20 protein-coding genes, 1 tRNA gene and 2 other RNA genes are annotated in these 23756 nt (G+C 31.0%); 19 read left to right on the forward strand and 4 right to left on the reverse strand.

Annotation, left to right across the window (positions count from 1 at the left end):
• Positions 1-24: 24 nt before the first annotated feature.
• An RNA gene (ffs, locus tag ACCQ42_RS04180) (signal recognition particle sRNA large type) lies at positions 25-291 on the reverse strand.
• A tRNA-Ser gene (locus tag ACCQ42_RS04185) sits at positions 291-381 on the reverse strand. The genes ffs and ACCQ42_RS04185 overlap by 1 nt, the downstream gene beginning before the upstream one ends.
• Positions 382-487: 106 nt before the next feature.
• Between ACCQ42_RS04185 and dnaX the strand changes: the two genes are divergently transcribed.
• Genes dnaX through ACCQ42_RS04205 form a run of 4 tightly spaced genes read left to right on the forward strand, consistent with a single transcriptional unit; the run spans position 488 to position 4055 of the window.
• Entirely contained in the window at positions 488-2125 is a 1638-nt protein-coding gene (dnaX, locus tag ACCQ42_RS04190) for a DNA polymerase III subunit gamma/tau (protein ID WP_410035483.1), read from the forward strand.
• Positions 2126-2135: 10 nt separating this feature from the next.
• On the forward strand, positions 2136-2471 hold the full coding sequence (locus tag ACCQ42_RS04195; protein ID WP_106460119.1) for a YbaB/EbfC family nucleoid-associated protein: 336 nt from the start codon (positions 2136-2138) through the stop codon (positions 2469-2471).
• Positions 2471-3076, forward strand: a complete 606-nt coding sequence (gene recR, locus ACCQ42_RS04200; protein WP_410035484.1) for a recombination mediator RecR — start codon at positions 2471-2473, stop codon at positions 3074-3076. Before ACCQ42_RS04195 ends, recR begins: the two co-directional genes overlap by 1 nt.
• Positions 3069-4055 carry a substrate-binding domain-containing protein gene (locus tag ACCQ42_RS04205; protein ID WP_410035485.1) on the forward strand — a complete coding sequence of 329 codons (987 nt, stop codon included), beginning with the start codon at positions 3069-3071 and terminating at the stop codon, positions 4053-4055. The genes recR and ACCQ42_RS04205 overlap by 8 nt, the downstream gene beginning before the upstream one ends.
• Before the next feature lie 115 nt (positions 4056-4170).
• Here the strand turns inward: ACCQ42_RS04205 and ssrA are convergent.
• Positions 4171-4526, reverse strand: a transfer-messenger RNA (tmRNA) gene (ssrA, locus tag ACCQ42_RS04210).
• A 147-nt stretch (positions 4527-4673) separates the two neighbouring features.
• On the opposite strand from ssrA, the gene ACCQ42_RS04215 reads away from it, so the two are divergent.
• From ACCQ42_RS04215 to ACCQ42_RS04255, 9 genes are all read left to right on the forward strand, one after another.
• Positions 4674-5807: a glucose-1-phosphate adenylyltransferase gene (locus ACCQ42_RS04215; RefSeq protein ID WP_265236564.1), complete on the forward strand. Its 1134-nt coding sequence runs from the start codon at positions 4674-4676 to the stop codon at positions 5805-5807.
• 1 nt (position 5808) lies between these two features.
• Positions 5809-6933, forward strand: a complete 1125-nt coding sequence (glgD, locus tag ACCQ42_RS04220) for a glucose-1-phosphate adenylyltransferase subunit GlgD (RefSeq protein WP_311530665.1) — start codon at positions 5809-5811, stop codon at positions 6931-6933.
• A gap of 2 nt (positions 6934-6935) precedes the next feature.
• A complete protein-coding gene (gene glgA, locus ACCQ42_RS04225) occupies positions 6936-8366 on the forward strand; it encodes a glycogen synthase GlgA (protein WP_410035486.1) in 1431 nt (476 codons plus the stop codon).
• Positions 8367-8374: 8 nt separating this feature from the next.
• Complete coding sequence (locus ACCQ42_RS04230) at positions 8375-10654, forward strand: glycogen/starch/alpha-glucan phosphorylase (protein WP_410035487.1); 2280 nt, start codon at positions 8375-8377, stop codon at positions 10652-10654.
• Entirely contained in the window at positions 10617-12524 is a 1908-nt protein-coding gene (gene pulA, locus ACCQ42_RS04235; RefSeq protein ID WP_410035488.1) for a type I pullulanase, read from the forward strand. Before ACCQ42_RS04230 ends, pulA begins: the two co-directional genes overlap by 38 nt.
• Positions 12514-14208 (forward strand): phospho-sugar mutase, encoded by a 1695-nt coding sequence (locus tag ACCQ42_RS04240; RefSeq protein ID WP_265236573.1) that lies wholly within the window; start codon positions 12514-12516, stop codon positions 14206-14208. The genes pulA and ACCQ42_RS04240 overlap by 11 nt, the downstream gene beginning before the upstream one ends.
• 94 nt (positions 14209-14302) lie before the next feature.
• Positions 14303-14806 carry an FHA domain-containing protein gene (locus tag ACCQ42_RS04245; RefSeq protein WP_106460185.1) on the forward strand — a complete coding sequence of 168 codons (504 nt, stop codon included), beginning with the start codon at positions 14303-14305 and terminating at the stop codon, positions 14804-14806.
• Positions 14799-16067, forward strand: a complete 1269-nt coding sequence (locus ACCQ42_RS04250) for an FtsW/RodA/SpoVE family cell cycle protein (protein WP_106460186.1) — start codon at positions 14799-14801, stop codon at positions 16065-16067. The genes ACCQ42_RS04245 and ACCQ42_RS04250 overlap by 8 nt, the downstream gene beginning before the upstream one ends.
• Positions 16057-17580 carry a peptidoglycan D,D-transpeptidase FtsI family protein gene (locus ACCQ42_RS04255; protein WP_265236577.1) on the forward strand — a complete coding sequence of 508 codons (1524 nt, stop codon included), beginning with the start codon at positions 16057-16059 and terminating at the stop codon, positions 17578-17580. Before ACCQ42_RS04250 ends, ACCQ42_RS04255 begins: the two co-directional genes overlap by 11 nt.
• Here ACCQ42_RS04255 and ACCQ42_RS04260 read toward each other — a convergent pair whose 3' ends face one another.
• Complete coding sequence (locus tag ACCQ42_RS04260) at positions 17581-18366, reverse strand: NAD(+)/NADH kinase (protein ID WP_106460188.1); 786 nt, start codon at positions 18364-18366, stop codon at positions 17581-17583.
• Positions 18367-18406: 40 nt separating this feature from the next.
• Here ACCQ42_RS04260 and ACCQ42_RS04265 point away from each other — a divergent pair, with 40 nt between their 5' ends.
• From ACCQ42_RS04265 to ptsP, 6 genes are all read left to right on the forward strand, one after another.
• Positions 18407-19249 carry an RluA family pseudouridine synthase gene (locus tag ACCQ42_RS04265; RefSeq protein WP_410035489.1) on the forward strand — a complete coding sequence of 281 codons (843 nt, stop codon included), beginning with the start codon at positions 18407-18409 and terminating at the stop codon, positions 19247-19249.
• A 274-nt stretch (positions 19250-19523) separates the two neighbouring features.
• Positions 19524-20129, forward strand: a complete 606-nt coding sequence (locus ACCQ42_RS04270) for a YtxH domain-containing protein (protein WP_106460190.1) — start codon at positions 19524-19526, stop codon at positions 20127-20129.
• A 19-nt stretch (positions 20130-20148) separates the two neighbouring features.
• Entirely contained in the window at positions 20149-20592 is a 444-nt protein-coding gene (locus ACCQ42_RS04275; protein ID WP_106460191.1) for a DUF948 domain-containing protein, read from the forward strand.
• Positions 20593-20639: 47 nt separating this feature from the next.
• On the forward strand, positions 20640-21644 hold the full coding sequence (locus ACCQ42_RS04280; RefSeq protein ID WP_410035490.1) for a LacI family DNA-binding transcriptional regulator: 1005 nt from the start codon (positions 20640-20642) through the stop codon (positions 21642-21644).
• Between the two features lie 64 nt (positions 21645-21708).
• Positions 21709-21969: an HPr family phosphocarrier protein gene (locus ACCQ42_RS04285; RefSeq protein ID WP_265212348.1), complete on the forward strand. Its 261-nt coding sequence runs from the start codon at positions 21709-21711 to the stop codon at positions 21967-21969.
• Positions 21970-22037: 68 nt separating this feature from the next.
• Positions 22038-23744 carry a phosphoenolpyruvate--protein phosphotransferase gene (ptsP, locus tag ACCQ42_RS04290; protein WP_106460194.1) on the forward strand — a complete coding sequence of 569 codons (1707 nt, stop codon included), beginning with the start codon at positions 22038-22040 and terminating at the stop codon, positions 23742-23744.
• Positions 23745-23756: the final 12 nt, after the last annotated feature.

Raw genomic sequence — 23756 nt, forward strand, 5'->3', positions numbered from 1 at the left:
TAAAGTTTGGTCTGAAGTATATGTAAGCACACCTAGCATCGAACAATTAACATAATATAGTGTCAAATATATCCGACTCATGATAGGTTGCCTTACGGCACACAGAAGTGGCTGCTTAATGCTGCTAGGTTCCCCTCCTGACATGGTTCGCAGTCTCCTGTTGCGTAAGATCTATCAATCAACACCGCATATATTAGTCTTTTAATCTGCTAAAAGCCCTCCACTAGGAATTAAACCCTGCTGTAGCGGATTGCAGGTTACAAGGCACCGCTAGTTCCCCGTCTAGTGCATGGCGGAGAGCATGGGATTTGAACCCATGATACAAATAAACTGTATACACGATTTCCAATCGTGCTCCTTCAACCACTCGGACAGCTCTCCATACTACAATAACTTACTATACCCCAAAGATCCTACATTGCAAAGTGAAAATATTACCATAAATATAAGAATCTATGGTATAATAAATAAGATAGAAAGGAAAGGTATGGCAAAAGCTTTATATAGACAATATAGACCAAAGACCTTCGATGAAGTTCTTGGTCAAGATAAAGTCGTAAATGTTTTAAGAAATCAGCTAATAAACAATAACTTTTCTCACGCTTATCTTTTTGCTGGAGAAAGGGGTTGCGGAAAAACTTCAGCAGCCAAAATCTTTGCAAAGGCCATAAATTGCCTTCATCCCAAAGATGGTTCTCCCTGCCTAGAATGCGAAAATTGTAAGGCTATAGAAGATGAATCAACACTCGATGTAGTAGAAATGGATGCTGCTAGTAATAGAAGAATAGATGATATTAGAAATCTAAAAGATAATGTGATTTATCCACCTTCTAAACTAAAGTATAAAGTCTACATAATAGATGAGGCCCATATGATTACCAGAGAGGCTTTTAATGCCCTTCTTAAAATTATGGAAGAGCCACCAAAACATTTAGTTTTTATTCTTGCTACCACAGAAATTGATAAGATTCCAAAAACAATTTTGTCGAGGGTACAGAAGTTTGAATTTAACAAGATTGATTCTGTAAAAATAAAAGAACAGATAAATATTATTTTAAAAGATAAAGATATAGAAATGGAAAATGAGGCCATCGACTTAATTATAAGAAAGGCGAAAGGAGCTATGAGGGATGCTTTAAGCATCTTAGACCAGGTCTTATCTTTTAATAATAAAATATTTAAACTAAAAGATGTTGAATTCATTCTAGGGTCTGTAGATTTTAAAAAAATTGATAAGCTGATAAATGAAATTATCATAAAAGATCAAAAATCAAGTTTAAAAACTCTGACACTTATAAGAGAAGATGGAAAATCTAATCTTGATATTATAGAAGCTCTAATAAACTTCTATAGGGATATGATGATTCTAAAGACTACAGAAGATGAATCTATATTTGAAAATGAAGAAAGGCTTAAATTAATACAGGAAAAGATTGATAAGATTGATTTATCAAGAATTTTAACAAGTTTAGATATCTTAAACGAATATGCTAATAAACTTAGACTTTCATCTAATACTGATATTCTCTTAGATGTGCTTATTTTAAGGCTAATAGATACAGTAGACACTAATAATATAGAAAGCAGAGTGTCAAAACTAGAAAGAAATAGAGAATCAAATATAATAGATTTGGTAAATAATATAATAGAAAATAAATTAAAGAATTATAAACCTGTTATAAAATCTATTGAATCTAGCATAGAAAAACCTACTCTAGATTCTAAAGACGAAGAAAATATTCCTATAACTAATGAAAAAACAGAAGAAAAATCTAATTCCAAATCATATATTAGGCTTTCTAAAGATCAGGAAAATGCTCTGATTGATATAATAGTTGCAAGTTCAGGGACTATGTTAAATACTTTATTTAATCAAGAAGGTCTTAATTATTTGTATACAGGTGAAAAGTTAAGTCTTAATATTAAAGATGAGTTTTATTTTTTCTTTTTAGATAGCAAAAGAGAAGAGATTGAGGAAAAATTAAAAGATTTATTAGAAAAAGATATAAGTTTTAATATTGAAGTAGTTAGTGAACATATTAGCGAAAAAACACAATCTAAAAATCAAGATAAGACTATAGAGAAATTGCAAAATATATTTAATAATGAATTAATAATAAAATAGGAGGAAAATAATGGCAAGAAATTTTAGAGGCGGCATGCCAAATATGAATAACATGATGAAACAAGTTAAGAAGATGCAAGAGGAAATGGAAAAAGCCCAACAAGAATTAGAAGAAAAAGAATTTACTGCAAGCGCAGGGGGCGGTGTAGTAGAAGCTACAGTGACTGGCAAGAAAGTAGTTACATCAATAAAAATTAATCCTGATGTTGTAGATCCAGAAGATGTGGATATGCTCCAAGATTTAATCATGGTTGCTATCAATGATGCAAACAACCAAGCGGATAAATTCAATGAAGAAAACATGGGCAGATTAACAGGTGGCATAAATATACCTGGTTTAATGTAATGGCCATCCTACCCGAATCATTAAACAACTTAATAGAGCAATTTCAAAGATTACCCACAATTGGTAGAAAAAGTGCGGAAAGACTTGCCATGAGTATAGTCGATGAAGATATAAAAAGTGTAAAAGACTTCTCAGACAGCCTTATGGAAGTTAAAAATAGGATTCATCATTGCAAGATTTGCGGAAATTTAACAGAAGATGATGTGTGCTCAATTTGCAAGGATTTTACAAGAGATGAAGAATACTTATGCATAGTAGAAGATGTAAGAAACCTAATAGCAATTGAAAAATCCGGAGCCTATAGGGGAAAATACCATGTTTTAGGAGGACTTATATCGCCATCAGATGATATAGGCCCAGATAAGTTAAACATAGATAAGCTTCTAGAAAGGCTTGATAATGAAGATATTAGAGAGATAATCCTTGCAATTTCTTCAACAATAGAAGGTGAGACAACTATCCTTTTTATCACTAATTTACTTAAAGGTAGAGATATTAAGATAAGTAAGATAGCACAAGGAATTCCAGTCGGTTCGCAATTAGAATATTTTGACCAACTGACCCTTGAAAGAGCTCTAGAAGATAGGAGAAATATAAGTGAATAGCTTTAAAAAAATAATAGCACTAATAATTCCTCTTCTAATATTAACATCGTGTTTAAAAAAAGATAAGATAGACGAGCAAACAAAAAAAGAGATCATAAATGTAGAAAAAAAACCAGTATCAAGCAAGATTGACGTAAAAACCACTAGTTTTGCAGCATCAATAATTTTGGATGACTTGTCAAAGAAAGATAATAACGACTATGCCATTGATCTAGTCAAAGATTATTCATCAATAGAAACACTCGACTTTGATGTAGCAGTCATACCAGCTTATGAACTTGTAAACTTATACAAAAAAACAGATCATTCAATAAAGCTTGCAGCAATTACTTTACTAAATGATATATATATTATAGGTGATAGGCAGGTAAATGGCCCTGCTGATCTTAAAAATTCTACAATAATGATGCCAAATATGAACGAGTCAATGAATAAGATGGTTGAGTCAAAACTTAGTCTAGCGAAGACTTTTTTGAAGGTAAGTGTTGAAACTTACCCAAGTCAGAAAGAGGTACTCAGCAATCTAAAACAAATGGACAAGGTCTTTGCATTCTTATCTGAGCCCTATTATTCAAAGGCTATAGAAGAAAAGAATTATTATCTTTACGATCTAAGACAGATTTTATCTTTCTTACCTAATTCAGATATTGAATCAAGTGGAGATTATTTATCTGAGGTCATTGTTGTAAATAATAATTTCCTAAAAGATAATAAAGAAAGCTTTGATAATTTTCTAAAACAATTTAAGGAAAGTCAAGAAAATATTAGCCAGTCAACAGTTATATCAAAAAATATAATAGACAATTATGATATTACAAATGCTGATGCCATTGATATTTATAATAAAATGGAAAATGTATTTATCACTTCTGATACAATGAAAGGTGTATTCCAGTTATATATGGATAGGCTAGAGGGCCTTGATAAAAATATATTTTCTGGAAATAGACCATCAGATGATATTTATTACTTAAATTAAGACTGCTAGGGATGTAGCTCATCCTTAGCAGTTTTTTAGTTTGAAAATTCCTAAAATAGTGCTTGGAAAGATTTTCCCATAAAAATAAACCTTGAAATTCAAGGTTTAAAATCTTTGGTGGAGATGACGAGAATCGAACTCGTGTCCGTGATAGCCTCACTTAAGACATCTACAAGCTTATTAAGTTTTAAGATTTCGCATAAAAAATAAAAAACTTACAAAAAGCTTTTATGCTAGCTTCATAGTACTAAATATAACTCAAAGCTTTGTTATATCAGTTGTCGTTTAATTATGAAACGAATATTAAACCAACGACAAGCCTAATATTCATTGCTATCCTATTGACTAGGCAGCTAGTGCGAAGTTTGCTTCGCTATTGTTATTTGCGTTTATATTTAATTATCAATTTACGTTTTGATTTACGACTTGCAATCAAAAGCTCTTCAATCACGTCGAAACCAAGGCATCCCCATGTAATACAATTATACTAATAATATAAGTCTTGTCAAAAACAGGGATTTTATGTAAAATATAAGTAGAGAAAAGGTTTTCTAGTTATAATCTTAAAAATTGGGTATAAATAGAAAAAGAACTTAAATCATAAATCTAGGAGGTCTTATGAGAAACGCAAATAATACCGCAGCAATGCTTTTAGCTGGTGGTCAAGGTTCAAGGCTTAAAGCTTTGACAAGGGAAATGGCAAAACCTGTTGTACCTTTTGGTGGTAAATACAGAATTATTGACTTTGCACTTAGTAATTCAACCAATAGTGAGATTAAGGATATCGGTGTTTTAACCCAATATAAACCTCAACTACTTAACGAGCACCTAGGAATCGGTACAGCCTGGGATTATGATAGAAATTTCGGTGGTTTAAGAATCCTAACACCTTACTATACAGAAGAAGGCGGTAGATGGTTTGAAGGAACTGCTTCAGCTATTTATGAAAATATAAATTATCTTGATCAAGTAAATCCGGAATACGTACTTATTTTATCAGGTGACCATATTTATAAGATGGACTATAGAAAACTTCTTGATGTTCACAAAAAGAAGGGTGCAGATGCAACTATAGCTGTAATGGAAGTTGATTGGGATGAGGCTAGCAGATTTGGTATTATGAATACCGATGAAAATGATAAAATTGTTGAATTTGAAGAAAAACCAGAAAATCCAAAATCTAACTTGGCTTCAATGGGTATTTATATTTTCAATTGGAAAGTATTAAGAAAAGAATTAATTGAAGATTACGAAAATAAAGAATCTACAAATGACTTCGGCCATGATATTATACCTAAAATGTTAAACCAAGGATCTCCTCTATATGTTTATAAATTTGACGGATACTGGAAAGATGTAGGTACTGTAAGAAGTTACTGGCAAGCAAACCTAGATCTTATTGACCCAAATAACGAACTAGATATATATGATGATAATTGGAGAATATATACCAAGTCTCAAAACCTTCCACCTCATAGAGTTGGGTTAAAGGCAGAACTAACAGATACACTTGTAAATGAAGCATGTATTATAGACGGAAAGGTTAATCACTCTGTATTATTCTCAGATGTTGTTATAGAAGAAGGTGCAGAAGTTTATAACTCTGTGTTACTTAATGGTGTAAAGGTAAAATCTGGAGTTAAAATATATAATGCTGTTGTAGCGGAAGATATGGAGATTTCTGAAGACATAGGCAAAGAAAACGATGATAAAGTTTATCTAGTCAGCAGTGAAGGCATAGAGGAGGAATAATATGGGAAGCGTTGTAGCATTAGTATATAGTTCAGATTTTAATGAACAAAATTATGGACAGTTGTGTAAATATAGACCTGATTATATGCTACCATTTGGTGGTAGATATAGAATAATTGACTTTGCTTTATCAAACTTAGCAAATTATGATGTAAATAGGGTTGTTCTTTATGCTGGAAGTAAATTAAGAAGTCCTCTAGACCATATAGGCAATGGTAAAAGCTGGGAATTAAATAGGAGAAATGGCGGTTTGATGCTAAATCCAGTAAATCCTGATGCTAAACATCCTTGCAGTGAAGTTGAGACATATTATGACACTATTAAATATTTCCAAGACCATGAGTTTGATTATGTATACATTAAAAATCCTATGTATATATCAAAACCAGATATAAATGATGCAAAGGAAAAGATGGAAGAAGAGAATTTGGATTGTTTAATCTTTTCAAACAAGACAATAGATAAAAATGGTGAGTATTTAAATCAAGCTATTATAAATTCTGACACCGAAGGAAAACCTGAAAATGTGGGTGTGAATTTAGGAATAACCGACGAAATAGATTTATTTTTAGGCTCTATAATGATGAAAAAAGATAGCTTCCTAAGAGTATTAAGACATTCTATGCAAAATAACAGTACAAATTCAATGCTTGCAGCTATCTTTGATTATCCAGGAAAATTAAATATTGATTTCTATAGACAAGAAAAAGAATTTGAAATAATAAAAGATATAAATTCATTCTACGAAGCGAATATGAAATTGCTAAATAAAGAAATTTTTGATAAACTATTCTATGAAGACGGTCTTGTATACACCAAGTCTAAAGATGAGCCATCAACATCTTACACTAAAAATTGCGAAGTTAAAAATTCGTTAGTAGCAAATGGAGCTATAATTGAAGGTGAAGTTGAAAACTCCATCATCTTTAGAGGGGCCAAGGTTGGTAAAGGAGCGATAATTAGAAATTCTATTATTTTCCAAGATACAACTATAGAAGATGGTGCTATCCTAAACTTTGTAATAACTGATAAGGGAACAGAAATTGGACACGATGTAAGGTTATTTGGTAATAGATCAAATCCTTACCTAACAAATAAAAACGAATCACTTGAACTAAGGAGCTAAAAATGAATATACTTTTTCTTACTAGTGAATCAGTACCATTCATAAAAACAGGGGGCCTAGCAGATGTTGCTGGTGCCCTTCCTAAAGAACTTAAGAAAAAAGGCGTAGATATTAGAGTGGTTTTACCTCTCTATAAGAAAATCTCTGAAAGCTACAGAGAAAAGATGGAAAAAATAACTGAATTCTATGTAGATTTAGATTGGAAACACCAGTATGCAGGTGTTTATCAACTTGAATGGGATGGTGTAACATATTACTTTATAGATAATCTTGAATATTTTGATAGGTATGGGCTCTATGGTTTTGGAGATGATGCTGAAAGATTTATATTCTTCTCAAAAGCATGTACCTTATTGCCTAAAGAAATAAACTTCAAACCAGATATTATTCATTCAAATGATTGGCACACAGCCATGGTGAATGTATTTGTAAACGATTATAGAATTGGTGATCCTTATTACGATGATATAAGAACCCTATTTACAATCCACAACCTTAAATACCAAGGTGTATTTGATTCTGAAAACCTAAGATTAGCAGGTCTTGATGGTAGATACTTCAATGAAAATGACCTTAAATTTTATGATGCAATAAACTTTATTAAGGGAGGTATAATCCATGCCACCCATGTAAATACAGTATCTGAAAATTATGCAAGAGAAATCCAATATCCATTCTATGGTGAGGGCCTAGACGGGGTCATAAGACAATATAATTACAAACTAGATGGTATCGTAAATGGAATAGACTTTGATGTTTGGAATCCAAAAACTGACCAAAATCTTGCTAAAAATTATGATGTAGATTCAATTGATGATAAATACGCTAATAAAGCCTATCTACAAGAGCTCTACGGCCTTCCAGTAAGAGAAGACGTTCCAGTTTTAGGGATTGTATCAAGACTTAACGAAATGAAGGGTCTAGACTTAGTAAGGTATATATTAGATGAGTTATTGCAAGAAGATATTCAGCTAGTAGTATTAGGTACAGGTGATTATACTTATGAAGAGATGTTTAAATACTTTGAATGGAAATATCCTGACAAGGTAGCAGCAAGAATATATTATTCTGATAAGGAATCACATGATATTTATGCAGGTTGTGACTTCTACTTGATGCCATCAGTATCTGAACCATGCGGTATTAGCCAGCTCATAGCTATGAGATACGGTACTTTACCAATTGTTAGAGAAGCAGGTGGATTAAAAGATACAGTTATACCTTATAATGAATATACTGGTGAAGGAACAGGATACTCCTTTGAAAATATAAATGCTCATGAGCTATTATTTTCTATTAAAAATGCTATAAATGTTTATAATACAAATAAAGATGCACATAGAAAATTAATAACAAATGCTATGAATCAGAGAAATGATTGGGAGATGTCCTCAGAAAAATACTTAAAACTATACGAAGAGATAAAAGCTTAAGAGAAAAGATGAAAACGAATAAGGAATTAATTATAAAGAGGATACAAAGTTTTTTGTATTCTCTTTATGCGAAAAACATTGAAAATGCAAGAGTTAATGAGGTCTATGATTGCTTATGTAGGTATATGATGGAAGTAATCGGAAAAACTTGGGTTAAATCTAAAAAAATCCAAAAGGATTTAGATTATTATATCCTAAGTTTTGAATACCTACCTGGCAAATTAATCGATAGAAACATTCATAGATTAAAAATTAAAGATGAAATTGTTAAAGCCCTTGATGAAATGGGATTTGATTTTGATGAGGTTCTTGCATGTGAAAAGGAAGCGGATTTAGGTATAGGTGATATAGGAATAGGATCCTCTGCCTTGATAAATGAATTAGCCAACCACAATAAAAGAGCTGTGGCTTATGCACTAAGATATGAAAATGGCAATTTGAAGCAAAAAATTGTAGATGGAAGACAGGTTGAGTATTCTGATTTTTGGCTTGAACAAGGGTCAAACTGGGAACATAAGAAATCTTTCTCCTACATATTAGATATAGATGGTAGAAAGAACAAAACTATTGCTTATGATATGCCAATCTTAAGTGACGATGCAAGTTTTGTAAACACTCTTAGACTTTTTAAGTCAGAGGCGATAGATGCTATAAACATCGAAGATTTTTCTAGAGGTGATTTTTTAAAAGCCTATGATGATTACGTAAATATTAACTCTATAAATAAATTTCTATATATAGATGATTCCACTTATGAAGGAAAACTTCTTAGATTGAAGCAAGAATACTTTTACTCTGTAAGTGCGATTAGAGATATATTTAGAAGGCAAATTAAAAAACACGGTTCTGTTGAAAATATCGAAAAGAATATAAAGATATTTTCGCATGATATACACCCAACTCTTGCTTTGGTAGAATTTATAAGGCTACTTGTAAAAGAATATGACTATTCTTTGGATAAAGCTATAAATATGTCTAGAATAGTTTTTGATCACGTTGCCTTCTCAATTACAGATGATGGGGTTGAAAATTATGATGTAGAAATGCTTAGAAGGGTAAATCCTGAAATAATGGAAATGATTTTTGAGATACAAAAATACCTTCAAATAAAAGATAATGAGGCTAGCATCATAAAGGATGGCAGTGTTAGTTTTAGAAATATTAATAAATATCTATCAAATAAATACAATTACCTTTCAAAAATAATATCTGATAGTAGGAAAAATGATATAAATCATTCTTACCTAAATTATGGGACAGATAGGATATTATATAGTGAGTCCGGCAATACAGACCTTTTATATACATTGAAAGAGTACGGTATTAACTCGCTTTCTTATGAAGAAATCAAGAAAATAAATAAACTTAAAAACAATGAGGACTTCATTAGGTCTTTGGATAAAGTAAAGTATAGTAATAAAGGTAAGCTTGCGAAAATTGCAAAAGAATCAACTTCTGATCTAATTAATCCATACTCTATGGTAGATGTTCAGATATCTCTAATGCATGAAAGTAAAAGACAAATACTAAATTGTTTAGCAATAGCCTACAAGTATTACATGCTAAAATATAATAGCAATTTAAGACTTACACCTACGACCTATGTGTTTTCAGGCAAGGCCAATGAAGGTTATTTCATAGCAAAAGAAACTATAAAATTCATCCTAGCCCTTAAGAAGATGATTGATAAAGATAAATTCATTAGGGAAAAGATAAAGATTGTATTCTTTGAAGATTTGGACGTTGAGAAAGTTAAATTTCTGCTAGCAAGCGCAGATATTTATACTAATCTAACATTAGCAAATCTAGACAATCAGAATTTTCATATATTAAATGCTATATTTAATATGTCAAATATCTTAACTTCAAAGGGAGGCATAGTAGATAATCTTAAACAGAAGAATTCATTTTATCAGTTTGGACCAGAATTTAAAGATTTGGAAAAAATGAATAAAGAAAATTCTTACAATGCAAATGAATTTTATTATAATAGTGAAGTTGTTAAATTTACAATAGATAATCTTCTAAATGAGGACTATTCTAATTTCCCTTATAACTTCAAATTGATCTATGATCAACTTCTTATGTATAATGATTCTTTTAAAATATTTTATGATTTGGAAGAGTTAATAAATACAAGAAAAATCATAGAAAAAGATTATTTGAATGTAAATAAGTGGGTTAATAATGAGCTGGAAAACATATTATGGGCGAATAATTTTAGATTGGATGATGTAATTAATAAAGCCTATGACTTTAACACAAGAAAAAATAAATTTAACTTATGAAGATATAAAAGATATAAAATTAGGAGCAAATTATAATAAATCATACACAGAGTTTAGGGTCTTTGCTCCAAATAGAAACAAGATTGACCTAGTATTAACTGATGATTATAAAAAAGTTAGAAGAGACATTTACCCCTTAAAAAAAGATGATATGGGTGTATTTTCTCTAAGGCTTGAAGGTGATTTTAATGGATATTTCTATAATTATATAATAGAAGATGAATTTGAAGTAACAGATCCATATTCATATTCGGCATCAATAAATTCACTTTATTCAGCTGTGGTTGATTTAAAAGAAACAGATCCCGAAGGATTTAGAAATCTTGATATACCAAATATTGAAGAAAATGATGCTATCATTTATGAGATGAGCATAAAAAACTATACAGCAGATAAGTCAAGTGGAGTTTTTAATAGGGGTAAATATTTAGGACTTACTGAGAGAAGCACTAGCTATAAAAATATTAAAACAGGTCTTGATAATATTCTTGAACTTGGTATAAGTCACGTTCAGATTTTACCTTTTTATGACTTCATAACAGTTGATGAGAGAAGCGATGCATTTTTTGATGACGATAATTACAATTGGGGATATGATCCAGAATTATATTTCGTGCCAGAAGGGTCTTTTGCATCTGACCCATATGATCCAAAATCAAGAATAAGGGAAGCAAAAAATATGGTTAAATCTTTCCATGAAAATGGAATAGGAGTAATCATGGATGTAGTTTTTAACCACACCTACAAAACCGTAGACTCAAATTTAAATACCCTTGCTCCTAGCTACTACCATAGGGCAAATCCCGATGGATCATTTTCAAATGGATCAGGATGTGGTAATGAAGTTGCAAGTGAGAAACCATTTGTAAGAAAGCTAATAATAGATTCTTTACTTTATTGGGCCAAGGAATATAAGATTGATGGTTTTAGATTTGATTTGATGGCCTTAATTGATTTAGATACAATTAAACTTGCCATTAAAGAACTTAGGAAGATTAATCCAAATATACTAATATATGGTGAGCCTTGGATGGCTTTAGGAACTACTTTAAGCCCTGATTTACAAATCTGGAAGGGGGCACAAAGGTCAAATAAATTTGGTGTTTTTAACGATACTTTTAGGGATGCTATAAAGGGAGATGCAAACTCATACGGTAGAGGCTATATTCAAGGTATCTATTCACTAAAAAAGGAAATTGAATTAGGAATAGCAGGATCAATAAACTATTCAGAAGATAGGATAGGCTTTGCAGATGACGCTAGTGAGACAATTAACTACTTTAACTGTCATGATAATTTAATCCTATTTGATAAATTATCGATATCGCTAGATAGCACAGAAAATATTGATTCTTATGTCAAATTAGCAATGGCTATAGTCATGCTATCTTTTGGCAAACCATTTTTATACGAAGGTAATGAGTTTAATCACAGCAAGAAAAATGATTCAAACTCATATAATTCACCTCTATCTATAAATGCTATCAACTGGCAAGAGAAGGAAGCCAATTACGACGTATTTAATTACACAAAAGAACTAATAAACTTAAGGAAGTCAATAGATGTATTCTCTCATACAAGTGAGGAATTCATAAGGAAGAAATTAAAGTTCATTGATGATTTAGACGACTCAATTGTTGGCTACCTACTAGATAGTGAGTATTTAATTTTCATTAATGCCAATTGTAATGACATGTATATAAGTGCAGAAACTTTAAAGTCATCTATAGAAGATATAAATTCTAAAAAAATTGAAAAAGTTTTTGATAAAGAGGGTAAGAATAATATAGGTATTGATATAGAAAGTGGACTAAGTTTAGATTCACTATCAGTAAATGTATATAAAATAGGAGAAGCAGATGGACTATAAGAAAAATTTTGAAACTTGGTACAAGGATGATAGGTTTGATGAAGAAACTAGAAAAGAGCTAGAATCAATCAAAGATAATGATGAAGAAATCAAAGATAGGTTTTATCAATCTTTAAAATTTGGTACAGCAGGTCTTAGGGGAAAACTAGGTGCTGGCACTAACAGGATGAATAATTATATGGTAGCTCAAGCAACCCAAGCTTTTGCAGATACAATCTCAGAAGGTGGGGAAGAAGCCAAAAAACGTGGTGTAGCAATTGCTTATGACGTTAGACATATGTCAAAAGAATTTGCGAAGATTACTGCTGAAGTATTTGCTGCTAATGGAATAAAAGTTTATATCCACAAAGAAATTCAACCAACACCAGTATGCTCATTTACTATAAGAGAGCTTAATTGTGTTGCAGGTGTAATGGTAACAGCATCACATAACCCTAGAGAATACAACGGTTATAAGGCTTATAATGAAGAAGGCAGCCAAATAATGGATGAGACGGCTAACAAAATTTTAGGCTATATCGCAGATCACCAAGACTTTTTTGAAATAAAAAGACTAGACTTTGAAAAGGGTCTTGAAGATGGAATAATCGAATATGTAAGTGATGAACTTATAGAAAAATATGTATCACTAATCAAAGATTGTACAATCCATGATGAAGGCATAGATAAAAATATCAGTGTTGTTTATTCTCCATTAAATGGAACTGGAAATAAGCTAGTTAGAAGAATACTTAAGGAAAGAGGATTTACAAATATTCACGTAGTAAAAGAACAAGAAAATCCTGACCCTGACTTTACTACAGTTGGTTATCCAAACCCTGAAGATCCAAAAGCTTTCAAATATTCAGAAAAATTAGGAGTAGAAACTAAGGCAGAATTATTACTTGCCACAGACCCGGATGCAGATAGGTGTGCTGTAGAAGTATTAGATAAAGATGGAAGCTATAAGTTCCTAACTGGTAACCTTATAGGCTCACTACTTACAAATTATGTCTTATCAGGCCTATCTGAAAAAGGCGAACTTCCAGAAAATCCTGCAGTTGTAAAATCAATAGTTACCACAGATTTAGTAGCACCGATTGCTAATAAATATGGAGTTGCTAAATATGATGTTCTAACAGGCTTTAAAAACATTTATGATAAGGCTAACGAACTAGAAAGAGAAAATACAGGTAAATATGTATTTGGTTTTGAAGAATCAATTGGATATAACTACAAAGATTTTGTAAGAGACAAAGATGCTGTTAACTCTGCTATGTTGATAACAGAAATGGCAGCTTACTATAAGAGCCAAGGTAAATCTTTAATTGACGTAATTAATGAAATTTATGAAGAACATGGATATTATTCAAACGAAGTTGTATCAATCACACTTGAAGGTGTAGATGGTCAAGAAAGAATAGCTAGAATAATGTCTGAAGTTAGAGAAAATCCTATCAAAGAAATTGGTGGAGATAAGATTGATAGCCTAATTGATTATCAAAACGATGATACTGGACTACCAAAATCTAACGTATTAAAATACTTCTTCGAAGATGGATCTTGGGTAACACTTAGACCATCAGGTACAGAACCAAAAATCAAAATCTATGTTAACTCTATAGCTTCAAGTATGGATAAGGCAAAAGCTAAAAAAGATACTATTATTAAATTCATGGAAGATATAATAGATTCTATCCATTAAATATAAGGCCTCAGGTTTATCCTGAGGTTTTTTTATTTTATACTTGAAATTAAGATTAAAATATCATAATATATAGCCAAGGAGTATTAAATATATGGAAAACTTTTTTAATCTTATTGATAAAATATTTTCAATAAATGTATTTGGAAATTTAACTTTATATCAATTATTATCAACAATATTAAAGTATCTCTTTGTTTTTGTTGTTTTTTATTTCATATATTCTATTATCAGAATTATATATTACGATGTAAGAACAACACTTAAGAAAGAACAGGAACATGATGCTTATCTAAACCTAATAAATAAATATGATGGCTTTAATTTTGAAGTTCAAGAATATTATTTTTTGGGAGAAAATAACACAATAGGGCGTGATAAGAAAAATACAATAGAAATAAATGATAAATATCTTTCTAAGTTTCACGCTAGAATCTTGCAAGATGAGGATATGTATTTTTTAGAAGATTTAAAATCTGCTAATGGAACATATTTAAATGATGAGAGAATTGAAGATGCCATAGAACTAAAATCGGGAGATGTAATCAGACTTGGCTCCTTAAAATTCTTATTTGAACAGGATGAAAAAGATGTTTAAGAAATTAGATAATCCAGAAAAATCAATGGTACACTCCAGAGCTAAGGCAAACATCTTATTATTTATATTTGAGTTTTTGAGTTTATCCTTGGCTATGATTTTTAATATAGAAAACTTGACAAATATTGATTTTTATACCTATATAGCCATATTGATAGTTACCTTGCTGGTATCATTTTTAGTAGATAAGTTCACCAAGTCTGATAATATTTTACTATTGATAGTAAATATGTTATTTTCTATAGGTGTTGCTATAATTTATAGGCTTGATCCAAAGCTTGGAAGAAGGCAGTTACAATTTTATTTAGCTGGAGTAGTTTTATTTTTCCTCACCTACTTTATCTTAAAATCATTTAAGTTTTGGGATAAATTGATTTTGTTTTATGCTGGCGTGTCAATAGTCTTGTTTATTCTAACTCTTGTATTTGGTACTTATTTAGGTGGGGCAAAGAACTGGATTGTTATTAAAAATATAATTACAATACAACCATCAGAGTTTATAAAAGTACCTTTGGCCTTTTTCATAGCTAGTTTTTATGCAAATTTCAATAAAATTAGCTTAAAACCATTTGGAAGATACTTTATGAATTTTATAATTTATGTTTTTATAGGATTTTTATTTCTTCAAAAAGACTTGGGAACTGCGCTTATATTTTTTGGTACACTTATAGTAAGTCAGTTTGTATATGAAAAAGATAGAAGATTAATATTTATCAATATGTTCTTTATGATAATAGGTTCAATAGTGGCTTATTTTCTATTTGGCCATGTTAGGATAAGAGTAAGCACTTGGCTTGATCCTTGGTCAGATATAAATGTTACAGGCTATCAGATTACTCAGGCCCTCTTTGCAACAGCAAGTGGTGGCTTATTTGGCACAGGTATAGGCCTAGGTCATCCTGACTATGTTCCAGTTGCTGAGTCTGATTTCATTTTCTCTGCGATTTGTGAAGAGATGGGTATTTTTATGGGGATTGGTGTTGTCTTATTATTTATGATCCTAGTATATAGGGCCTTAAAAATATCCTTAACCCAACAGGTAAAGTTCTACTCGGTCTTAGCTTTTTGCATAGGGGTTTTATTTGCCTTGCAAACCCTAATAATCCTAGGCGGAGTACTTAAGATAATTCCACTTACAGGCGTAACCCTACCGTTTATTAGTCAAGGTGGATCTTCAATGCTTGCAGGTTTTATTCTTTTAGGATGTTTGCAGTATTGTGGGGAAGAAGTAAACATTGGAGGGTCTAAGAATGTCAAATAATAAAAATAATAAGAAAAAAAGATCTTCTAATATATCATTCATTGATAAAATCAAAAAAATAGAGCAAGATCAAAGGATAAAGGATAACTCAAGGTTAAAAGTTTTGTCAAAATCAACCTTAAATAAGAGACTTATTTTTATAATGGTCGTATTTGTCCTATTGTTTATGCTACTGGCCTTATATTTGGTTTATTTTCAGCTGTTTAAGGCGAAAAAAATCGCGGATAATTCTAATAATAGAAGGTTATGGCTAAATGAAGATTTGATTCATAGGGGAAGTATATTTGATAGAAATGAAAATCTTATGGTTTATAGCCAGGATGATGGGCAAGGAAAGCAAGTAAGAATTTATAACTATCCTTTAGCAAGCGCAAGTGTAACCGGCTATTCGTCTAAAACCTATGGAAAGACTGGTATAGAAAAATCATATAATAGACAGTTACTTGCCTTATCTGATGAAAACTTCAGTCAATTTAGAAAAATGGTTGTAAAAAATGACACGGGAAACGACCTTCATTTAAGTTTAGATCAACATATTCAAAATATAGTTTATGCCTATCTTTCAAATTATAAGGCTGCATGTGTAATAATGAAACCTAATACTGGAGAAGTATTAGCAATGGTTTCAACGCCTACTTTTAATCCTAATTCTGTTGATACTGATTGGAATAATTTGATACAAACAGACGATGGTAGACTTATAAATAGGACAACACAGGGCTTATATAGGCCAGGTTCTGCTTATAAAATTATAACCGCAACCTCTATTGTAGATAATAATATAAATCAAGAATATAAAGACACTGGTAGCCAAGAGATTCAAGGCTATGAAATTAAAAACTATGGTGATCAAATATTTGGCAATCTTAATCTAAGAAGTGCTTTTATAAACTCTGCAAATACATATTTTGCTGCTAAAGCACATGATTTAGGTAAAGATAAACTTGCAAAGACGAGTGAAAAATTTATGTTTAATAAACAGTATGACTTTGATATAGACGTAAGCAAATCTATTATACCATTTGATGAACTTAATCAAGCTGACCTAGCTATGACTGGCTTTGGATATGGAAAAACGCAGATGACACCACTTCATATGGCTATGATTACATCTGCTATTGCAAACAATGGGATAATGCAAAAGCCAAGACTTGTGAACCAAATAACAAATAAAGATAAAAAAATAATATTTCAAGCGGAAAACGAAGTTTTATCTAAGGTAACTAGCAAAGATACAGCCGAAAAAATTAGAGATATGATGGTAGGAGTAGTAAATGAAGGAACAGGAACGGCAGCCTATTTAGATTCAATTCAAATCGCTGGCAAGACAGGAACTGCAGATAAGAGCGATGGCAATGTAGATGCTTGGTTTGTAGGTTTCGCTCCAGCATATGACCCAAAGCTTGCTATAGCTCTCTTAATAGAAGATAGCAAGGGCACTGGTGGGGAGACTGCAGCACCCATAGCTAGAAATATCATAAGAGATATTATAAATACAATATCATTTGATTGATCACATAAGCTTATTTTTAATATTAGTCCAATAGTGGTTTTTATTAAGAATAAGCTTGTTTATTTTTTTTGAAGAAACTTTTATCCTAATTTTGTAGTCTTTGGTATTTAATTCCCTACCATCAAAGATAAATATTGTATGGTAGTTGTCTCTTTTAGAAACCACAATATCAATGCTCGCATCATTAGGTAAGACTACTGGACATTTTAGGGAATTGTTAAGATTAGAATATACAGGCGCTACAGGTGTTAGCTGAAAACCATTTAAGGATTGGTGTAATATAGCACCGTTACTAGATAGGTTATAGGCTGTAGACCCATGAGGAGTAGAAATTATTAGACCATCACCTGCATAAGATTCTATAAAATTACCATCTATAAAGACCTTAAGTCTTACAATCTGATTTTTATTTGATTTGACAACTACTTCATTAATTGCTTTAAAAGATCTATTGTTTACCTTAGATTCTAGAACAGTAAGCTCTTCGATTAAAAAGTCATTTTTGGTATATCTCTTAACAAAATCTTCAATCATGTCTACTTCAATTTCTTGATAGAAACCTAAATGACCAGTATTAATACCAATAAAAGGTATTTCAGAAAATTCTGATTGATGTACAGCACTTAAAAATGTTCCGTCTCCACCGATAACCAAATTTAGAACAGCCCTATCATCGTATGAAGTGCTTACACTATAGCCATATTTTTGAAAAATCTTTTTAGTTTTGTGGAAAATTGCATTACTATATTTTGATTTGTTTTTAAAAATGTTTATAATATTTGTCATATGATGTCCTCTCATATATCATTATAACATAGGAGTAGCCATGATATATATAGAAATTAAGAATATTAACGAAAAAACAATAAAAACCTTATTAAAAAATAATCATTTTTCAAAAAGGGCTATTGATAAGTTGCTAAAAAACGGATTATTACTTAATAATCAAGATATAAAATCAAATGTTAAAATAAAAAAGAATGACCTTATAAAAGTACCGGTTGATAATGAAGAACTCGACTATAAGGCAGTGACAGGAAAACTGAATATAAAATATGAAGATGACAATCTAATAATAATTTCAAAAGACTCTAACATAACGGTAAACTCAAATGGACAAGTAAGTCTTGCAAATTATATTGCTTATTATTTTAAGGAAAATAATATAAAATCAAAAGTAAGATTTATAAATAGACTTGATATGAATACATCGGGTCTAATAATGATAGCAAAAAATTCTTATGCCCAATCCTTTTACCAAAAAGAAATTGAAGATAACAATCTTATAAAAAAATATATTGCTTATGTTGAAGGAGAACTTAATATTAATAAACTCTATAAAATAAAGCTAGCTTATGATGAGGGCTCAAAAAGACATGACAAAGCCAAAGATGGAAAACTTGCTATTACTCATTTTAAAACTTTAGAAACAAATGAAAAATATTCAATTATAGAATGCGATATAAAGACAGGTAAGACACATCAAATTAGGTCATCTCTTAGATACTTAGGTCACCCAATAATAGGTGATAAATTATATGGTTCAAATTTTGATTATGAAAGATTTTTATTACATTCTTATTATTTAAAATTTAATGTTTTTTTAAAAAAGGAAAGTATTACCATAAAAGATTATCCTGATTTTGAGGGATTTGTTAATAAAATGTGAAAATATTTTTCTTGCAAAAAAATTAAAAATATATTATAATAGGGTTATCCTAAGGACTAGGTCCAATTTAAACCTACAGCTTTTATAAGGGATTGCGGAGTTCTAACTTCTATGACAAGCCTCCTTAGAGTGGAAGTCAGATGATTTTAGACAGCTTGCCCACCTTCACATACGGGAAGGTCTTAAAGTAAGGGCCACCTTAGGATAATTTTTTGTTTTAAAAAACTTATATTTGGGTAATAAGTAATAAGACTAAAATACAAAGGAGAATTATATGTCAATAGCAGATTATATTGAAAGCAGAGCGAAAGCTAAACAAAGAGAAATAAAATATGAAATTTGGAAAGCAAAAAACCGTGATAGCAGAATGAGAGGCCAAGGAGCCTTAGCGGGATTATTGGTAGGTGCTGCAGCTGGTTTATTACTCGCTCCAAAATCTGGTAAAGAAACTAGAGAGGATATCAAGGAAGCTTTTAATGATACAGTAGATACTGTAAAAGAAACTACCAGTGATGTTATAGATCAAGCAAAAGATGGATATGAAGATTTAAAATATAGAGCATATACTGATCTTCAACCAATCAAAGATGGTATAGAATATAGCGCAGAAGTAGCTAAAGATACTGGTAGACAAATTAAAGATGCTTCTAAGAATGTGAAAAATTCACTTGCAGAAGGCGCAAAAGATGTTAAAGAAATAGTAAAAGAAAGCGCCGGAGAAATATCAAAAGTTGCTGATGAAAAGAAAGATGAAATCTCTAAAGAAGCATCAGAAACAAAAGAAGTAGTTAAAGAAGACGCTAAAGAAGTAAAAGATGAAGCTAAAGAAACAGCACAAAAGGTAAAAGAAAACGATAAAAAAGCAAGCCAAAACAAGTAAAAAGTCAAGGAGATCATAAATGCAAGTAACGATAGATTTTAATCTTCTCGGCAATATTATCATAACAATCTTAGCTATACTAGCTCTAGTTTTCTTAGTATTAGTACTAGTTAAAGTGAATAAATTGTTAGGAAGCGCTCAAAAAGTTTTAGATAAAAACTCAAATAACATAGATCAAGTAATTGAAAAATTACCTGATTTAACTAACCAAGCACACGATTTAGTAAATAATGTAAATGGCATTGTTACAGATCCTAATCTAAAAATGGCAATAGCAAAAGTAAATGAAACTATGACAAGTGTAAATAGCATAACAGATGATATAAAAGATACCGTCAATTATGTTGGAATAACTGCTGTTGATAGTGTCGATACTTTTGGAGCAGGTGTCGCATCAATTACTGATTATTCATCATTGATAATGGATGTTATCGATATCGTAAGAAACGTAATTGCAGGTTAAGATTTAAGCCATCAAAATTGATGGCTTTTGTGCTGAATGGAGGAGTTATGGGACAACCAACAATTAAAGACGTTGCTAAGCTTGCGGGAGTGTCAATTTCGACAGTCTCAAGAGTAATGAACAATTCAAAACCAGTAAGTCCTGAGGCTAGAAGAAAAGTTGTTGACGCTATTAACAAATTAGACTTTAAACCTAATGAGTTAGCCAGATCTTTAGTAATGAGAAAATCTAATCTAGTAGGCGTGATTGTAAAAGACATCGGTATCGAGTATATGGCCCAACTTATTAGAGGTATTGAAGAAATAGGTAGAGTATATAAGTACGATATTATCTTATCATCTTCATATGGAGAGGATAAACAGCTTGAAAACTCTATAGATTTTTTAGCTACTAAACAAGTTGAAGGTTTAGTTATTATAACAGAAGATATATCTACAGAAGTTTTAGTCAAACTTAGGGAAACAAAAATTCCTTTTGTACTTCTAGATAAGTATCATTCTTATAAAAACATAAAAACAGTAAAAATTGATTTTGAATCTGAAGAAAATAGACTAGTACAGTCATTGACTCAACAAGGTCATAAGAAAATATTATTTGTTGCAGATAAGGAACAAAATGTAATTAACGATTCAATGGTAAAAGGTTACGAAAGTGCAGTAGGAGCTGATAATTCTTATATTTTAAGGATTGATGGTATAACAAGCGATGATGGTTATAGAATGGCTGATCAGGCTATAGAATTAATTAGAAAGGAATCTATAACCGCTGTTGCCTGCGTAAATGATGAAATAGCTATTGGATTTATGAACTACTGTGTTGATAATGGAATAAAAGTTCCAGATGACCTATCAGTAGTTGGATTTGGAGACAGTAAAATAGCAAGCGTCTATAGACCAAAGCTTACTACAGTTTCAATTCCTTATTACGATATTGGAGCTATATCTATCAGAGCTCTTATAAAAAGGATAAAGCAAGAAGGTGAGATTCTTGTTGATGATTGGGTAATAGATGCTCAAATACATCAAAGAGAATCATCTAAAGTTATAAATTAATTAATTGTTAAAGTCATAAAATAAAGTACAATATAAATATGAAAAACATTTTAGGAGGATTTTAATGGCAGAAAGAACAGTAGTAGTTACAAATGAAACAGGTTTACACGCAAGACCAGCAGCATCATTAGTACAATTCGTAAAAAACTATCCAGGAGAAGTAACAATCATAAAAGAAGATAAAGAAGCAAATGCAAAGAGTATCTTCAACGTTATGAGCCTAGGCATTGCTAAAGGTACAGAAATCAAACTTGTAGTTGATGGCGATGATGATGAAAAATTCGCTGATGAACTTGTTGAATTTGTAGAAAACTTAGCTGAATAATATAAAATCTATAAAAGGATACTTTCGTAGTATCCTTTTTTTAGAATACGATAAAGGAGAAATAGCATATGACTAAGACATATGAAGGTCTAAAAGCCAGTACAGGCTATGCAATTGGTAATATATACTTATTTACCAGAGAAGAAATTGAAATTGACAAAAGTACTATTAGTGAAGAATTAAAAGCCTCTGAATTTGAAAAGGTTAAGGATGCTATTAATTCATATGTGGAAGAGCTAAGCAATTTAGAAAACCCGACAGAAGCACAAATAAATATAGCAAATGCCCACAAAGAATTACTTCAAGATCCATATTTTTCAGATACAATAGAATCCAAGATAAAAAATGAATTAAAAAATAAAGAACAAGCTCTTGATGAAACCATTAGAGAAATGGTTGAAATAATGAGCGCCTTAGATGATGAATATCTAAAGGAAAGAGCAAGCGATTACCAAGATATTGGATACCAAGTTATGTATAAATTAAAAGGTATAAAACCTAAAGATTTATCTAAGCTTGAAAAACAATCAATAATTATTTCTAAAGAACTAACTCCAAGTGATACAGCTAATATGGATAAAGAAGCAGTGGTAGGTTTTGCAACAGATTTAGGTGGTAAAACAAGTCATACTTCAATAATCGCCCAAACTTTAGACATGCCAGCCTTAGTAGGTATGGGAGATGTTTCTACAAAAGTTGCAGGTGGAGAAAAAGCTATATTAGATGGCAATAAGGGAATTCTTATAGTTGATCCAAGTGATGAAGAGTTGGAAAAATATGAAAGTCTAATTAAAGAACAAGTTGAAAAGAAAGAAAGACTAAAAACTATAAAAGATAAGAAAGCTATCACAAAAGATGGAAAGCATATAGAGGTTTCTGCTAATATCGGAAATATAGAAGATTTGAAACTTGCTATAGAAAATGGTTGTGATGGTGTTGGATTATTTAGAACTGAATTCTTATATATGGAAAATACTAATTTCCCAACTGAAGAAGAACAGTTTGAAGTCTATAAAGAAGCTACTGAAATGCTTGGAGAAAAACCGCTTATAATTAGGACTCTAGACATAGGTGGCGATAAGGGACTTGACTATTTTAAATTCCCTGTTGAAGAAAATCCGTTCTTGGGTTATAGAGCTATTAGACTTTGCTTAGATAAAGAAGATATTTTTAAAACCCAACTAAGGGCTCTAGTTAGAGCTTCTGCATATGGAAATCTAAAGATAATGATTCCATTTGTAGTCAATATAGATGAACTTAAGTCATCAATTGAATTAATTGAAGAAATTAAAAAAGACCTAGATAAAGAAGGTACTTCTTATAATAAAGACCTAGATGTCGGAATAATGGTAGAAACATCTGCATCTATAATCATGGCAGATAAATTTATAAAATATGCTGATTTCTTCTCAATTGGTACTAATGACTTAACCCAATATACCCTAGCAGTAGATAGAGGAAATGAAAATATTGCTCATATGTACTCAAACTATAATCCTGCAGTTTTAAGAGCTATAAAACATGTTATAGATGTATCGCATGAAGCAGGAAAATGGACAGGTATGTGTGGAGCCTTTGCTGGTGATACAGAAGCAACAAAATTACTACTAGGTCTAGGTCTAGATGAGTTTTCTGGATCTTCTGCAAAGATTGCAGAAATTAAAGATACTATATTAAAATCAAGTTTATCTGAAGAAGAAGAATTTGCTAAGAAAGCAATTGATCAAGAACTAACAAGCGATGTAGAAAAGATGGTTATTGAACATAATAAATAAATTGAATTAAAT

The organism is Anaerococcus kampingae (assembly GCF_046365475.1).
GTDB classification, from domain to species: Bacteria; Bacillota; Clostridia; order Tissierellales; family Peptoniphilaceae; genus Anaerococcus; species Anaerococcus kampingae.

Excerpts from the sequence above, each read along its gene's own strand:
- ACCQ42_RS04240 (WP_265236573.1), top strand. The coding sequence starts at position 12,514 with ATGGACTATAAGAAAAATTTTGAAACTTGGTACAAGGATGATAGGTTT.
- ACCQ42_RS04260 (WP_106460188.1), bottom strand. The coding sequence starts at position 18,366 with ATGACAAATATTATAAACATTTTTAAAAACAAATCAAAATATAGTAAT.
- ACCQ42_RS04255 (WP_265236577.1), top strand. The coding sequence starts at position 16,057 with ATGTCAAATAATAAAAATAATAAGAAAAAAAGATCTTCTAATATATCA.
- ptsP (WP_106460194.1), top strand. The coding sequence starts at position 22,038 with ATGACTAAGACATATGAAGGTCTAAAAGCCAGTACAGGCTATGCAATT.
- ACCQ42_RS04285 (WP_265212348.1), top strand. The coding sequence starts at position 21,709 with ATGGCAGAAAGAACAGTAGTAGTTACAAATGAAACAGGTTTACACGCA.
- ACCQ42_RS04250 (WP_106460186.1), top strand. The coding sequence starts at position 14,799 with ATGTTTAAGAAATTAGATAATCCAGAAAAATCAATGGTACACTCCAGA.
- dnaX (WP_410035483.1), top strand. The coding sequence starts at position 488 with ATGGCAAAAGCTTTATATAGACAATATAGACCAAAGACCTTCGATGAA.
- ACCQ42_RS04245 (WP_106460185.1), top strand. The coding sequence starts at position 14,303 with ATGGAAAACTTTTTTAATCTTATTGATAAAATATTTTCAATAAATGTA.
- ACCQ42_RS04265 (WP_410035489.1), top strand. The coding sequence starts at position 18,407 with ATGATATATATAGAAATTAAGAATATTAACGAAAAAACAATAAAAACC.
- recR (WP_410035484.1), top strand. The coding sequence starts at position 2,471 with ATGGCCATCCTACCCGAATCATTAAACAACTTAATAGAGCAATTTCAA.
- ACCQ42_RS04280 (WP_410035490.1), top strand. The coding sequence starts at position 20,640 with ATGGGACAACCAACAATTAAAGACGTTGCTAAGCTTGCGGGAGTGTCA.
- glgD (WP_311530665.1), top strand. The coding sequence starts at position 5,809 with ATGGGAAGCGTTGTAGCATTAGTATATAGTTCAGATTTTAATGAACAA.
- ACCQ42_RS04195 (WP_106460119.1), top strand. The coding sequence starts at position 2,136 with ATGGCAAGAAATTTTAGAGGCGGCATGCCAAATATGAATAACATGATG.
- ACCQ42_RS04270 (WP_106460190.1), top strand. The coding sequence starts at position 19,524 with ATGTCAATAGCAGATTATATTGAAAGCAGAGCGAAAGCTAAACAAAGA.
- pulA (WP_410035488.1), top strand. The coding sequence starts at position 10,617 with ATGACTTTAACACAAGAAAAAATAAATTTAACTTATGAAGATATAAAA.
- ACCQ42_RS04215 (WP_265236564.1), top strand. The coding sequence starts at position 4,674 with ATGAGAAACGCAAATAATACCGCAGCAATGCTTTTAGCTGGTGGTCAA.
- ACCQ42_RS04230 (WP_410035487.1), top strand. The coding sequence starts at position 8,375 with ATGAAAACGAATAAGGAATTAATTATAAAGAGGATACAAAGTTTTTTG.
- ACCQ42_RS04275 (WP_106460191.1), top strand. The coding sequence starts at position 20,149 with ATGCAAGTAACGATAGATTTTAATCTTCTCGGCAATATTATCATAACA.
- glgA (WP_410035486.1), top strand. The coding sequence starts at position 6,936 with ATGAATATACTTTTTCTTACTAGTGAATCAGTACCATTCATAAAAACA.